Origin of the sequence: uncultured Jatrophihabitans sp. (assembly GCF_964251945.1) — a bacterium.
Taxonomy (GTDB): Bacteria; Actinomycetota; Actinomycetes; order Mycobacteriales; family Jatrophihabitantaceae; genus Jatrophihabitans.
In genome coordinates this window covers 972,660-986,491 of the sequence record NZ_CAXULP010000001.1, presented here as the reverse complement: position 1 = coordinate 986,491, position 13,832 = coordinate 972,660, and the positions used below count along the sequence as shown (strand labels likewise).

The following is a 13,832-nucleotide window of genomic DNA, read 5'->3' as shown; positions in this document are numbered from 1 at the left end:
CGGCCCCTGAGGTTGCTATGTGGACAAGGCGATCTACTCGACCGAGCAGGTGGCCCTGTCCCGTCTGCTTCGCGAGACTCGCGAGCAGATTGGCCTTCGACAGGTGGATGTCGCCGAGCGGCTCGGTGTGCCGCAGTCCTTCGTGAGCAAGTACGAGATCGGCGAGCGACGACTCGACCTGCTCGAACTTCGTCAAGTCGCGCTGGCGCTCGGCGTGCCGCTGTCGAAGATCGTCGCCCAGCTGGAGCAGCAGCTGGCGTCGGAGTCGGCGACCTACACCGAACGCGCGGCACTGCGTTCCACCGAACCTGCCGGACCACCGCCAGACGACACGGGACCAGCAGCAGACAAGCCGTCCTGACCGACCTCGGCCGGACGATGCGGAGAGCCTGTGGACAACGTCTGACTGTTGTCAGGGGCGTCTCGTAGGTTGCCGCGATGCGTTCGCCGAATCCGTGGGCCCGGATCGGAACCGACTGGCCCGCCGTACATGTCGTCCGAAGCCGTTTCGACTCGCCATTCCTGCACGCCGAGACACGCTGGAAACGAGGGCGCCCGACCGCGGTGCTGCTCAACCGCGACCTGACGCAAGTTCAAGCTCGGTGTGCCGTCGCCCACGAGTGCGAGCACCTCGACCGCGGACAGCCGTGCAAAACGTTGCTCCCACACATCGAACGGCAGGTTGTGCGAGCAACTGCGCACTACTTGCTCCCAGACCTCGTCTCGCTCGTCGAGGCGGTCATGACCTATGACCTGCGCCGTGCCGCCGACGAATTGTGGGTGACATACCCGGTGTTGCTCGACCGGCTGCGGACACTGACCGATCGCGAACTTCGTCTAGTCCGGACGGCTGTCTGACGCTGATCCGCGGTCCAAATCTGTCGTGCTCGCGTGACAGGCTGTCGAACGTGGGCATGCGGACGTACCAGGCGATCCTCGCCATCCCCGATGTGCGGCGGGTGCTCCTGCTCGGACTGCTCGTCCGGGTGCCCATGTGGGCGGGCAACGTCGTCCTCACGCTGCACGTCGTCACGCATCTGCACCGGTCCTACGGCGCCGCCGGCCTGCTGGTCGGCGTCGGCACCTGCGCGGCCAGCATCAGCAACCCGTGGCGCGGGCGCCGGCTCGACCGGCTCGGCCTGCGCCGAGCGGTCGCCCCATCGCTGATCGTCGGGTTCGCGTGCTGGGCGGTCGCGCCCTTCGTCGGCTACTGGCCGCTGATGGCGCTCGCCTCGCTGGCGATGCTGTTCCTGCTGCCGTCGTTCTCGATCGTCCGCCAGGCGTTGATGCACGCGGTGCCCGACGAGCACCGCAAGTCCGCGCTATCTGTCGACTCCGTGGTCGTCGAGCTCTCGTTCATGGTCGGCCCGGCGCTCGGCGTACTGCTTGCGACCTATTGGACGACGCCGGCGGCGTTGTTCACCTGCGAGTACCTGTCGTTGGCCGGCGGCCTCGTGCTCTGGCTCGGCAATCCGCCGCTGCGGGCCGCGCAGGACGTCGCGTCGGCGCACGCCGAGGAACGGGTGCCGGTCCGCAGTTGGCTGCGGGCGCGGGTGCTCGTGCTGCTCGCCATGAGCGCGGCCGCGGTGTTGGTGTTGACCGCCACCGACGTCGGCATCGTCGCGGCGCTGCGTGCCATGCACCACCAGCCCTGGATCGGCTGGGAGCTCACGCTGTGGGGCCTCGGCTCGGCGCTCGGCGGCCTGCTCTACGGCGCCATCCGCCACACGCTGCCGGTCGCGCTGCTGCTGGCATTGCTGGCCGCCGCCACGATCCCGGTCGTGGTGGCGACCGAGCCGCTGCTGTTCGGCGCCCTGCTGATCGTCGCGGGGTTCTTCTGCGCCCCCACGCTGACCGCGACGGTCGACGCCCTGTCCCGGGCAGTGCCCGAGCGGGTGCGCGGCGAGGCGCTCGGCTGGCACGGCTCGGCGATGACCGCGGGTGGCGCGCTCGGCGCGCCGATCGCCGGCTTCGCGATCGACCGCTTCGGCTGGCATGGCGGATTCGTGGTCGCCGGTTGCGTCGGCCTCGCCGCAGCCGCCGCCGGCGCGGCGTTCACCTCGCGCGGCGGCGGTGTCGGCGGCCCCGTCCCTGGGCGGACCGGTGAGCGTGCCAGGGTCACCTCGTGACTGAATCTGACCTCGAGACCTTCATCGCCGGACTGCCCAAGGCCGAGTTGCACGTGCACCACGTCGGCTCGGCGTCGCCGCGGATCGTCGCCGAACTCGCCGCCCGGCACGCCGGCAGCACGCCGGTGCCCGCCGATGAGGCGCTGCTCGCCGATTACTTCACGTTCACCGACTTCGCGCACTTCGTCACGGTCTACCTGTCCGTCGTCGACCTGCTGCGCGACGCCGAGGACATCTGGACCCTCACCTACGAAATCGCCCGCGAGCTGGCCGCGCAGACCGTCCGGTACGCCGAGTTGACGTTGACGCCGTACTCCTCGGTCGCCCGCGGCATCCCCGCCGAGGCGTTCTGCGACGCCGTCGAGGACGCCCGCCGCCGGGCCGCCGCGGACTTCGGCGTGCAGCTCGTGTGGTCCTTCGACATCCCCGGAGAGGCCGGCTTGCCCGCCGCCGACGTCACGCTGGACATCGCCCGCCGGCAGCGCCCGGACGGGCTGATCAGCTTCGGCCTGGGCGGCCCGGAACTCGGCGTCTCGCGCGAGCAGTTCGCGCCGCACTTCGCCGCCGCGATCGCCGAGGGCCTGCACAGCGTCCCGCACGCCGGCGAATCCACCGGTCCCGAGACGATTTGGGACGCCTTGAAGCATCTCAAAGCCGAGCGGATCGGGCACGGCATCGCCGCCGTCCGAGACCCGCGGTTGCTCGAGCACCTCGCGACCAGCGGCATCCCGCTCGAGGTCTGCCCGACGTCGAACGTCCGCACCCGATCTGTCCCGTCGTTGGCCGAACACCCGTTGGCCGCGATCGTCGCCGCCGGGGTGCCGGTGTCGATCAACTCCGACGACCCGCCGATGTTCTCCACGACGCTCAACCGCGAGTACGCGGTCGCAGCCGCGCTGCTCGGCCTTGACCGCGCCGGCGTCGCGGACCTCGCCCGCGCCGGCGTCCACCAGTCTTTTCTCGGCTCGGCCGGCAAGACGGCGCTGCTCGCCGAGATCGACGACTACGCCCGCTAGGCGACTGACCTCTCGCCTCCGGGACGTCCTGGCGCCACAGTGGTCGGATGCTGCGCTTCACCCAGGTGGACGTCTTCGCCGACGAGCTGACCTTCGGCAACGCCGTGGCGGTCGTGCATGACGCCGACCCCCTCGACACCGAGCAGATGGCCGCCTTCGCGCGCTGGACCAACCTCAGCGAGACGACCTTCCTCTGCCGGCCGAGCGACCCCGCGGCCGACTACCGCTTGCGGATCTTCACCCCGGCCCGCGAGCTGCCGTTCGCCGGGCATCCGACGCTGGGCTCGGCGCGAGCCTGGCTGACGGCCGGCGGAACGCCGCGCTCGCCGGGCGAGGTGATCCAGGAATGCGGCATCGGCCTCGTCCGGCTGCGCCGTGACGGCGCCCGGTTCGGCTTCGCCGCGCCCCAGTTGATCCGCGGCGGCCCCGTCGACCCGGCCGGACTGCCGGAGCTGGCCGGCGGCCTCGGCGTGGACGTCGCGGAGATCGTCGCCGCGCAATGGGTCGACAACGGCCCGGGCTGGGTCGCCGTGCTGCTGGCCGACGCCGACCGCGTCCTGGCGCTGAAGCCGGACCCGCGCGCCTTCGGCCGCTTCAGCAACATCGGGGTCGTCGGGCCGCACCCAGACGGCGCGGAGACCGCGTTCGAGGTGCGCGCGTTCGTCGGCGGCGACAGCCCCTTCGAGGACCCGGTGACCGGCAGCCTCAACGCCGCTCTCGGCCAGTGGCTGATCGAGTCGGGCCGAGCTCCGCAGTCTTACGTCGCCAGCCAGGGCACCCGGATCGGCCGGCGCGGCCGCGTGCACGTCGAGCAGGTCGACGGCGAGGTCTGGGTCAGCGGCGCCACCACCATCGGCGTCAGCGGCGCAGTCGCGCTGCCCTGACGGATCGCGCTGCCGTGACCCGCGTCGTGGTCGGCGCCGGCGACTAACCTCAATCAGGTGCCCGACCCGTCCACGTACCGACCGGCGACCGGCACGATCCCGCTGGAGCCGGGCGTCTACCGGTTTCGCGACGAGCGCGGCCGGGTCATCTACGTCGGCAAGGCGAAGAGCCTGCGGCAGCGGCTGAACTCCTACTTCGCCGACGTGTCCGCGCTGCACCCGCGCACCCGGCAGATGGTGACGAGCGCCGGGTCCGTCGAGTGGACGGTCGTGCGCACCGAAGTCGAGGCGCTGCAGCTCGAATACACCTGGATCAAGGAGTTCGACCCGCGGTTCAACGTCAAGTACCGCGACGACAAGTCCTACCCTTCGCTGGCCGTGACGCTGTATGAGGAGTACCCCCGGCTGCAGGTCATGCGCGGCCCCAAGCGCAAGGGCGTGCGCTACTTCGGCCCGTACTCGCACGCCTGGGCCATCCGCGAGACGCTCGACCTGCTGCTGCGGGTGTTCCCGGCCCGCACCTGCTCGGCGGGCGTCTTCAAGCGGGCCGGCCAGGTGGGCCGACCCTGCCTGCTCGGCTACATCGACAAGTGCAGCGCACCGTGCGTCGGCCGGGTCAGCGCCGAGCAGCATCGCGAGATCGTCGAGGACTTCTGCGATTTCATGGCCGGCAAGACCGACATCATGGTCAAGCGGCTGCAGCGGCAGATGCAACAGGCCAGCCACAATCTGGAATTCGAGCGCGCCGCCCGGCTGCGCGACGACCTCGGCGCGCTGAACCGGGCGCTGGAGAAGCAGGCCGTCGTGTTCGGCGACGGCACCGACGCCGACGTCGTCGCCTTCGCCGAAGACGACCTGGAAGCCGCGGTGCAGGTGTTCCACGTCCGCGGCGGCCGGGTGCGCGGCCAGCGCGGCTGGGTGGTCGACAAGCTGGACGAGATGACCACCGGCGATCTCGTCGAGCAGTTCATCACGCAGTTCTACGGCATCTTTGAGGACGACGGATCCGAGATCCCGCGCGAGGTGCTGGTGCCGGAGGTGCCCGACGACAACGGCGCGCTGGCCGAGTGGCTCGGTGAGCGGCGCGGCTCGCGGGTGCTGATCCGGGTGCCGCAGCGCGGCGACAAGCGGGCGCTGGCCGAGACGGTCGCGCGCAACGCCGCGCAGTCGCTCAACCAGCACAAGCTCAAACGCGCCTCCGACCTGACCGCCCGTTCGCGGGCGATGGGCGAGCTGCAGGAGTCGCTCGAGCTGCCCACGTCGCCGCTGCGCATCGAGTGCTTCGACATCAGCCACGTCCAGGGCACCAACGTGGTGGCGAGCATGGTCGTGTTCGAGGACGGCCTGGCCCGCAGGAGCGAGTACCGGCGCTTCGCGCTGCGCGACACGTCCGCCGGCACCGGCGACCCGGACTGGATCGCCGAGGTCGTGCGCCGCCGGTTCGCCCGCTACCTCGACGAGCAGGTCGAGTCCGGCGCGGACGCCGACTCCGACCCCGCCGCCGAGCTGGCGAGCGTCGGCGTCCCGCCCGGCATCGACCCGTCCACCGGACGGCCGAAGAAGTTCGCCTACGCGCCGAACCTGCTGGTGGTCGACGGCGGCGCCCCGCAGGTCGCGGCGGCGCAGGCCGTGCTCGACGACCTCCGCATCGAGGACGTCGCGCTCGTCGGCTTGGCCAAGCGCCTCGAGGAGGTGTGGCTGCCGGGCCAGGTCTACCCGGCGATCCTGCCCCGCACGTCCGAAGGGCTGTACCTGCTGCAGCGGGTGCGCGACGAGGCGCACCGCTTCGCGATCACCTACCACCGGCAGAAGCGGTCCAAAGCGATGACGACCTCGGCGCTGGACGACATCGCCGGGCTCGGCGAGACGCGGCGCAAAGCGCTGCTGCGGCGGTTCGGCTCGCTGCGCCGGCTGCGCGCGGCGAGCGTCGAAGACCTGCTCGAGGTGCCCGGCATCGGCCGGCGCACCGCGGAGGCGATCGTCGAGGCGCTCGCCGCCGACGTGCCGCCGGCAGCCGCAGTCAACGTCATGACCGGCGAGGTGATTTCGTGAGTACGAATGACCACGAACGCGATGAGCGCTCGCGCGAAGAGCCCGCCGCTGCTTCGCAGCCGACCGGCGGCCTCCAGACGGTGATCATCACCGGGCTGTCCGGCGCCGGCCGCAGCGCGGCAGCCAAGTGCTTCGAAGACCTCGGCTTCTTCGTCGTCGACAACCTGCCGCCTGAGCTGATCGGCACGCTGGTCGACCTCGGCAGCCGCAGCCAGGGCGCCGTCACCCGGCTCGCGGTCGTGATGGACGTCCGCAGCCGGGCGTTCTCCAGCGACCTGCGCAGCGTCATCCGCGATCTCGCCGACCGGCAGATGCGCCCACGGGTGCTGTTCCTCGAGGCGTCCGACGACGTCCTGGTGCGCCGGTTCGAGAACGTCCGCCGCGAGCACCCGCTGCAGGCCGGCGGACGGCTCACCGACGGCATCGGCGCCGAGCGCGCGCTCCTTGCCGGGTTGCGCGACGAGGCCGATCTCGTGATCGACACCAGCTCGCGTTCGGTGGCCGAGCTGCGCGGGGCGATCGAGTCGGCGTTCCTCGGCGACGGCGTCCCGGTCGAGACCGAGCTGCGCGCCACCGTCCTGTCCTTCGGCTACAAGTACGGGCTGCCGGTCGACGCAGACCTCGTCGTCGACGTCCGGTTCCTGCCCAACCCGTTCTGGATCCCCGTGCTGCGCGACCTGACCGGCCGCGACGACGCCGTGCGCGACTACGTGCTCAGCCAGGACGGCGCGGCGGACTTCCTCGACCGGTACACCGACATCCTGGCGATCATCGGCACGGGCTACCGACGCGAGCGCAAGCGGTACCTGACGCTCGCGGTCGGCTGCACCGGCGGCAAGCACCGCTCGGTGGTGATGTCCCAGCAGCTGGCCGAGCGGCTCAGCGCCTCGGGGGTGCAGACCACCGTCATCCACCGGGACCTCGGCCGTGAGTGAGCCCGGGAGTGAGCGCCGTCCGCTGCGCGCGGTCGCGCTCGGCGGCGGGCACGGGCTGCACGCCGCGCTCAGCGCGCTGCGGCTGCTCACCGACGACCTCACCGCGATCGTCACCGTGGCCGACGACGGCGGCTCGTCCGGCCGGATCCGCCGCGAACTGAACGTGCTGCCGCCGGGCGACCTTCGGATGGCGCTCGCCGCGCTCGCCGGCGACGGACCGCAGCACCGCTTCTGGGCCGACGTCCTGCAACACCGCATCGGCGGCTCGGGCGTGTTGGCGGGCCACCCCGTCGGCAACCTCGTGCTCACCGCGCTACTGGAGCGCGAGCCTGACCCGTCGACGGCCCTCGTCCGACTGGGCGAGCTCGTCGGCGCCGTCGGCCGGGTGCTGCCGATGAGCCCGGTGCCGCTCGACCTCATCGGCGAGGCCGACCGGTTCGACCCGGAACACCCGACGCGCCGGCGGCGCATCCGCGGCCAGTCCTCCATCGCCGCGACCCCCGGGCGGGTGCTGTCGGTGCGGTTGCTGCCGAACGGCGCCCCGGCCAGCGCCGAGGCCGTCGACGCGGTGCGCGAGGCCGACGTCGTCCTGCTCGGGCCAGGGTCGTGGTTCACCAGCGTGCTGCCGCACCTGATGCTGCGCGAGCTCTGCACCGCGCTGGTCACCACCCGCGCGCACCTGATGGTGGTGCTCAACCTCGTCCCGCAGGCGGGGGAGACCGACGACTACGAGCCGCCCGAGCTGGTCGAGCTGCTGCGCCGGCACGCCGAGCCGTGCGGGCCGTTGCGCATCGACACCGTGCTCGCCGACCGCGAGTCGCTGCTCGACCCCCAGGAGCTGGAGCGCTACGTGCGCACGATCGGCGCGCGTCTCGTAGTCTCAAGGCTCGCGGCGGACGACAGCGCCGAGCGGCACGATCCGGCTCGGCTGAGCGAGACGATCCGCGCCGCGCTCGAGCAGGCTGGCGGAGGGTCGAATCTATGGCGATGACAGCAGCCGTCAAGGACGAACTGAGCCGCGTGCCGGTCGACAAGATCTCGGCGCGCAAGGCCGAGCTCGCCACGATGCTGCGCTTCGCCGGCGCCCTGCACCTGATCGGCGGCCACATTGTCATCGAAGCCGAGCTCGACACCGGCTCGGTCGCCCGCCGGCTGCGCAAGGAGATCGCCGACATCTTCGGTCACGGCTCGGAGGTGCAGATCGTCGCCGGCGGCGGCCTGCGCAAGGGCAGCCGCTACCTGGTCCGGGTGGCGAAGGACGGCGAACGGCTGGCCCGCCAGGCCGGCCTCGTCGACCTGCGCGGCCGGCCGGTGAAGGGCCTGCCGCATCACGTGGTGTCCGGCGGCGTCGCGGACGCCGAGGCGGCGTGGCGCGGCGCCTTCCTCGCGCACGGCTCGCTGACCGAGCCGGGCCGGGCCAGCTCGCTCGAGATCACCTGCCCGTCCGCGGAAGCCGCGCTGGCGCTGGTCGGGGTGGGCCGCCGGCTCGGCATCGCGTCCAAGGCCCGCGAGGTGCGCGGCGGCGACCGGGTGATCGTCCGCGACGGCGACGCCATCGGCGCGCTGCTCACCCGGATCGGCGCGCACGAGTCCGTCCTGGCCTGGGAGGAGCGGCGGATGCGCCGCGAGGTCCGGGCCACCGCGAATCGGCTCGCGAACTTCGACGACGCGAACCTGCGGCGTTCGGCCCGGGCCGCGGTCGCCGCGGGCGCCCGGGTCGAGCGGGCGCTGGAGATCCTGGGGGAGGACGCGCCGGATCATCTGCTGCAGGCCGGTCGTCTGCGGCTCGCCCACAAGCAGGCGTCGCTGGAGGAGCTGGGCGCGCTGTCCGAGCCGGTGATGACGAAGGACGCCGTTGCCGGTCGGATCCGGCGGCTGCTCGCGATGGCGGACAAGCACGCCGCCGACCTCGGCCTGCCGGACACCGAGTCCGCGGTCACCCCGGACATGCTCGCGCCCTGACGCGCGACGAGCGGGCCTACGCTGGCACTGACGAGCACGCACCGACGTCAGGAGGCAGCAATGTCCGAAGACCGGCCCAGCCCCCGCGACGCCGTGGCCCGGGCCCGCGCCGCGGCCGCGCCGAAGCTCGCCCGCGCGGTCGACGCCGCCGGCCCCAAGGTGTCGAAAGCGGTCGACGCCGCCGGCCCGAAGGTCGAGAAGGCGGCCGCGTCGGCGGGCAAGCTGCTCGGCTCGCTGCAGCGGCGCGCCCGCGAGTCGGTCAAGGAATTCACCGAGGCGCTCGGCGAGGACGAGCCGCGCAAGGGCGACGGGGAGCCGGCCGCCCGCCGCCGCCCCCGGCCTGGGCCCGGCAGCGGGCGATAGGGTTCTCTCAGCTAGCCGGGCAGCACAGCTAATCCTTCCGAGACACCAGGGAGCGCGAGCGCAGTGACCGTACGTGTGGGCATCAACGGCTTCGGCCGCATCGGCCGCAACTTCTTCCGCGCGGCAGCCGCCTCGGGCGCTGACGTCGAGGTGGTCGGCGTCAACGACCTCACCGACAACGCGACGCTCGCGCACCTGCTGAAGTACGACTCGATCCTCGGCCGATTCCCCGGCGAGGTCACCTCCACCGAGGACGAGATCGCGGTCGACGGGAAGGCGTTCAAGGCCTTCGCGCACCGCGACCCCGCGCAGCTGCCCTGGGGCGAGATCGGCGCGGACATCGTCATCGAGTCGACGGGCATCTTCACCGACGCCGAGAAGGCCAAGGTGCACATCGCCGGCGGCGCGAAGAAGGTCATCATCTCCGCGCCGGCCAGCAACGAGGACGTCACCATCGTGATGGGCGTCAACGACGGCGACTACGACCCGGCGAACCACACCGTCATCTCGAACGCCAGCTGCACCACCAACTGCCTCGGCCCGCTGGCCAAGGTGCTGCACGACGCGTTCGGCATCGAGCGCGGCCTGATGACCACGATCCACGCCTACACCCAGGACCAGAACCTGCAGGACGGGCCGCACAAGGACCTGCGCCGGGCTCGGGCCGCCGCGCTGAACATCGTGCCGACCTCCACCGGCGCGGCGAAGGCGATCGGCCTGGTCCTGCCCGAGCTCAAGGGCAAGCTCGACGGCTACGCGCTGCGCGTGCCGGTGCCGACCGGCAGCGCCACCGACCTCACCGTGACGGTGTCGCGCGAGGCGAGCGTCGACGAGGTCAAGGCGGCCTACCGCGCGGCGGCTGACGGCCCGTTCAAGGGCATCCTGACCTACACCGACGCGCCGATTGTCAGCAGCGACATCGTCACCGACCCGGCGTCCTGCATCTTCGACTCGGGGCTGACCAAGGTCATCGGCAACCAGATCAAGGTCGTCGGCTGGTATGACAACGAGTGGGGCTACTCCAACCGGCTGGTCGACCTCGCCGCGCTCGTCGGCTCGTCGCTCTAACCGAGGTGAAGACGCTCGACGACCTGCTCTCGCATGGCGTCGCCGGCCGCCGGGTGCTGGTCCGCTCCGACCTGAACGTCCCACTGAAGGACGGCGCGGCTGGCAAAGAAGTCGGCGACGACGGCCGCATCCGCGCGTCGCTGCCGGTGTTGGTGAAACTGCTCGACGCCGGCGCCCAAGTCATCGTCGCCGCGCACCTCGGCCGGCCCAAGGGCGCGCCCGAGCCGCGATACTCGTTGTCGCCGGTGGCCGACCGGCTCGCCCAGTTGCTCGGCCGGTCGGTCGCGTTCGCGCTCGACACCGTCGGCGAGAGCGCCCGGACGCTGTCCGGCGAGCTGGCCGACGGGCAGCTTCTGCTGCTGGAGAACGTCCGCTTCAACCCCGGCGAGACGAGCAAGGACGACGCGGAGCGGGCCGAGTTCGCCCGCGCGCTCGCTACGCTCACCGGTGGTGAGGAGGACGGCGGCGCGTTCGTCGAAGACGCGTTCGGCGCGGTCCACCGCAAGCACGCGTCGGTGTATGACGTCGCGCGGCTCCTCCCGCACTACTGCGGCGACCTCGTCCGCGACGAGCTGACGGTCCTCACCCAGCTGACCGGCGACCCGAAGCGGCCCTACGTCGTCGTGCTGGGCGGGTCGAAGGTGAGCGACAAGCTGGCGGTGATCGAGTCGCTGCTGCCGCGCGTCGACCGGCTGCTCGTCGGCGGGGGCATGTGCTTCACCTTCCTCGCGGCGCAGGGGCACGGCGTCGGCGGATCGCTGCTGGAACAGGACCAGGTCGACAACTGCGCGCGGTTCCTCGCCGACGCCGGCGCGAAGATCGTGCTGCCCACCGACGTCGTGGTCGCCGAGGACATCGCCGAAGACGCGCAGACGCAGATCGTCGCAGCGGACGCGATCCCCGACGGCGCGAAGGGCCTGGACATCGGACCGGACTCCACCCGCGCGTTCGCCGCCGCGCTGGCCGACGCGCAGACCGTCTTCTGGAACGGGCCGATGGGCGTCTTCGAGCTGTCGCCGTTCGCGGCCGGCACCCGCGGCGTCGCGCAGGCGGTGGCCGACAGCCCGGGACTGTCCGTCGTCGGCGGCGGCGACTCGGCGGCCGCGGTGCGCGCGCTCGGGCTGGCCGAGTCGGCGTTCGGCCACATCTCGACCGGCGGCGGCGCGTCGCTGGAATACCTCGAAGGCAAGGAGTTGCCGGGCGTTGCCGTTCTGGAAGAGGTCTGAGGTGGCGGTCAAGCCCGCAGCTCCGCTGCCACCGTCCGGTCGCCGGCCGCTCATCGCCGGCAACTGGAAGATGAACTACACCCACCTCGAGGCGATCGGCCTGACGCAGAAACTGGCGTTCAGCCTCACGCCCGAGCAGTGCGCGGCCGTCGACGTCGTCATCCTGCCGCCGTTCATCAGCATCCGCAGCGTCCAGACGCTGATCGACGGCGACGGCGTGCCGCTGCGTTACGGCGCCCAGGACCTGTCGCCGCACGACTCCGGCGCGTACACCGGCGACGTCAGCGGGCCGATGCTCGCCAAGCTCGGCTGCGGCTTCGTGATCGTCGGGCATTCCGAGCGGCGCGAGTACCACCACGAGACCGACGAGATCGTGCACGACAAGCTGGTGGCGGCGTTCCGCAACGGGCTGACGCCGATCCTCTGCGTGGGGGAGTCATTGGCCGTCCGCGAGGCCGGCGAGCAGCTGGCGCGCTGCCGCGACCAGCTCGGCGCCGCGCTGCAGGGCATCGCCGCGGACCAGGTCGCCTCGATCGTCGTCGCGTACGAGCCGATCTGGGCGATTGGCACCGGCGAGGTCGCCACGCCGGAGGACGCGCAGGAGGTGTGCGCGGCCGTCCGGGCGGAACTCGCGAAGCTGTATTCCGCCGAGCTGGCCGACGGCGTCCGCGTCCTGTACGGCGGGTCGGTGAAGGCCGCCAACGCGCCGGAGATCCTCGGCCAACCCGACATCGACGGCGCCCTCGTGGGCGGCGCGAGCTTGGATCCGAAGGAGTTCAGCGCGATCTGCGTCGCCGCCGGGATCCCGGCTGCTGGCGCCGATCAGCCCGCGGCCAGGTAATCTAGGCGAGCTTGGTCCGCACGCGCATCATCGACACGAGGGCTTGACATGATTTTGACGCTGCAGATCGTGATGATCATTGCGAGCCTGCTGCTCATCGTGCTGGTGCTGTTGCACCGCGGCAAGGGCGGCGGCCTGTCGTCGATGCTCGGCGGCTCGTTCTACTCCAGCCTGTCCGGGTCCTCCGTCGTGGAACGCAATCTCGACCGGCTGACGGTGATCGCCGGCGCCGTCTGGTCGATCAGCATCATCGGGCTGGCTCTGCTGTACAAGAACGCGGCCTAGGCCGCACTGCATTGCGGCTCCGGCCGCGCCGTTGTGCACGTTCTGGGCGTGCACGTCGATCGAAGGGACACGTACGTGGCTGGTGGCAGCGCGATCCGGGGCAGCCGCGTCGGCGCCGGGCCGATGGGGGAGAACGAGCGCGGCGAGACCGCTCCTCGGGTCTTCACCTCCTACTTCTGCGCCAACGGGCACGAGACCCGGCCGGCGTTCGCCGTCGACGCCGCGCTGCCCGACACCTGGGACTGCCCGCGCTGCGGGTACCCGGCGGGTCGGCAGTCCGAGGCGCCGCCGAACGCGCCGCGCAACGAGCCGTACAAGACGCACCTGGCCTACGTGAAGGAGCGGCGCACCGACGAGGACGGCGCCGCGATCCTCGAAGAGGCGCTGGCCCGGCTGCGCGCCCGCCGCGGCGAATAGCTGAGCCCGCCCGGTCACATCGCAATCTTGTTGCGTTCTCAGTTCCGCAGGCCTGAATTCGCAACAAGATCGGCGTCACGTCCCGGCGGCGCCGAGGAGGACAGTCACTCGCCGAGGCGGCCGTCGATGCGTTCGCGCAGCAGGTCAGCGTGGCCGTTGTGCCGCGCGTACTCCTCGATCATGTGCACCAGAACCTCGCGCAGCGAGATCACCTCGCCGTCGCGGTACTCGACGTGAAAGGCGAGGTCGGTGTCGGCGGCGAACTGCTCGGCGAACGCGACTTCGGCCCGCCACGCGGCCCACGCCTCGGCCACCACGTCCGGATCGGGGATCGCCCCGGTGAAGTCGCCGTCGCGGTCGTCGTCGGAGTAGAACAGCGGCGGCACGTCCGGTTGCCCGGCGAGCCGACGTCGGAACCAGGACCGCTCGACGTCGGCCAGGTGTCGCACGAGCCCCAGCAGCGACAGCGTCGACGGCTCGACCGATCGCCGGGCCAACTGCTCGGGATCCAGGCCGTCGCACTTGATCTGCAGGGTCAGCCGCTGGCAGCGCAGGAACTCGACCAGGGTGGCCCGCTCGTCGCCCAGGCTCGAGCCGCCCTCGCGGGGATCGTCTCGCGGGTCGAGGAACATGTCCGCCCGCTGCGTCGGGTTC

16 protein-coding genes are annotated in these 13,832 nt (G+C 71.7%); 15 read left to right on the top strand and 1 reads right to left on the bottom strand.

Annotated features, from left to right (window positions below):
- Nucleotides 1-19: 19 nt before the first annotated feature.
- From ACFFBG_RS04590 to ACFFBG_RS04520, 15 genes are all read left to right on the top strand, one after another.
- On the top strand, nt 20-361 hold the full coding sequence (locus ACFFBG_RS04590) for a helix-turn-helix domain-containing protein (RefSeq protein WP_375476025.1): 342 nt from the start codon (nt 20-22) through the stop codon (nt 359-361).
- 323 nt (nt 362-684) lie between these two features.
- The gene (locus ACFFBG_RS04585; RefSeq protein ID WP_375476023.1) at nt 685-858 is read left to right on the top strand and encodes a hypothetical protein; all 174 of its coding nucleotides are present in this window, start codon (nt 685-687) and stop codon (nt 856-858) included.
- A 56-nt stretch (nt 859-914) separates the two neighbouring features.
- Nucleotides 915-2,129, top strand: a complete 1,215-nt coding sequence (locus ACFFBG_RS04580; RefSeq protein WP_375476267.1) for an MFS transporter — start codon at nt 915-917, stop codon at nt 2,127-2,129.
- Nucleotides 2,126-3,145: an adenosine deaminase gene (locus tag ACFFBG_RS04575; protein ID WP_375476021.1), complete on the top strand. Its 1,020-nt coding sequence runs from the start codon at nt 2,126-2,128 to the stop codon at nt 3,143-3,145. The genes ACFFBG_RS04580 and ACFFBG_RS04575 overlap by 4 nt, the downstream gene beginning before the upstream one ends.
- Nucleotides 3,146-3,192: 47 nt before the next feature.
- Complete coding sequence (locus ACFFBG_RS04570) at nt 3,193-4,029, top strand: PhzF family phenazine biosynthesis protein (RefSeq protein ID WP_375476019.1); 837 nt, start codon at nt 3,193-3,195, stop codon at nt 4,027-4,029.
- Between the two features lie 57 nt (nt 4,030-4,086).
- Nucleotides 4,087-6,081, top strand: a complete 1,995-nt coding sequence (gene uvrC, locus ACFFBG_RS04565) for an excinuclease ABC subunit UvrC (protein WP_375476017.1) — start codon at nt 4,087-4,089, stop codon at nt 6,079-6,081.
- Between the two features lie 80 nt (nt 6,082-6,161).
- On the top strand, nt 6,162-7,016 hold the full coding sequence (gene rapZ / locus ACFFBG_RS04560) for an RNase adapter RapZ (RefSeq protein WP_375476265.1): 855 nt from the start codon (nt 6,162-6,164) through the stop codon (nt 7,014-7,016).
- Nucleotides 7,009-8,007, top strand: coding sequence for a uridine diphosphate-N-acetylglucosamine-binding protein YvcK (gene yvcK / locus ACFFBG_RS04555; protein WP_375476015.1), 999 nt, complete (start codon nt 7,009-7,011; stop codon nt 8,005-8,007). Before rapZ ends, yvcK begins: the two co-directional genes overlap by 8 nt.
- Nucleotides 7,998-8,978, top strand: a complete 981-nt coding sequence (gene whiA / locus ACFFBG_RS04550; protein ID WP_375476013.1) for a DNA-binding protein WhiA — start codon at nt 7,998-8,000, stop codon at nt 8,976-8,978. The genes yvcK and whiA overlap by 10 nt, the downstream gene beginning before the upstream one ends.
- A gap of 60 nt (nt 8,979-9,038) precedes the next feature.
- Complete coding sequence (locus tag ACFFBG_RS04545) at nt 9,039-9,341, top strand: hypothetical protein (RefSeq protein ID WP_375476011.1); 303 nt, start codon at nt 9,039-9,041, stop codon at nt 9,339-9,341.
- A gap of 63 nt (nt 9,342-9,404) precedes the next feature.
- On the top strand, nt 9,405-10,409 hold the full coding sequence (gap, locus tag ACFFBG_RS04540; protein WP_375476009.1) for a type I glyceraldehyde-3-phosphate dehydrogenase: 1,005 nt from the start codon (nt 9,405-9,407) through the stop codon (nt 10,407-10,409).
- A gap of 5 nt (nt 10,410-10,414) precedes the next feature.
- Entirely contained in the window at nt 10,415-11,635 is a 1,221-nt protein-coding gene (locus ACFFBG_RS04535) for a phosphoglycerate kinase (protein ID WP_375476007.1), read from the top strand.
- 1 nt (nt 11,636) lies between these two features.
- Nucleotides 11,637-12,476, top strand: coding sequence for a triose-phosphate isomerase (gene tpiA / locus ACFFBG_RS04530; protein ID WP_375476005.1), 840 nt, complete (start codon nt 11,637-11,639; stop codon nt 12,474-12,476).
- Nucleotides 12,477-12,524: 48 nt separating this feature from the next.
- A complete protein-coding gene (secG, locus tag ACFFBG_RS04525) occupies nt 12,525-12,761 on the top strand; it encodes a preprotein translocase subunit SecG (protein WP_375476003.1) in 237 nt (78 codons plus the stop codon).
- 75 nt (nt 12,762-12,836) lie between these two features.
- Entirely contained in the window at nt 12,837-13,178 is a 342-nt protein-coding gene (locus ACFFBG_RS04520; protein WP_375476001.1) for an RNA polymerase-binding protein RbpA, read from the top strand.
- Nucleotides 13,179-13,282: 104 nt separating this feature from the next.
- Here ACFFBG_RS04520 and ACFFBG_RS04515 read toward each other — a convergent pair whose 3' ends face one another.
- Complete coding sequence (locus ACFFBG_RS04515; RefSeq protein ID WP_375476263.1) at nt 13,283-13,810, bottom strand: DinB family protein; 528 nt, start codon at nt 13,808-13,810, stop codon at nt 13,283-13,285.
- Nucleotides 13,811-13,832: the final 22 nt, after the last annotated feature.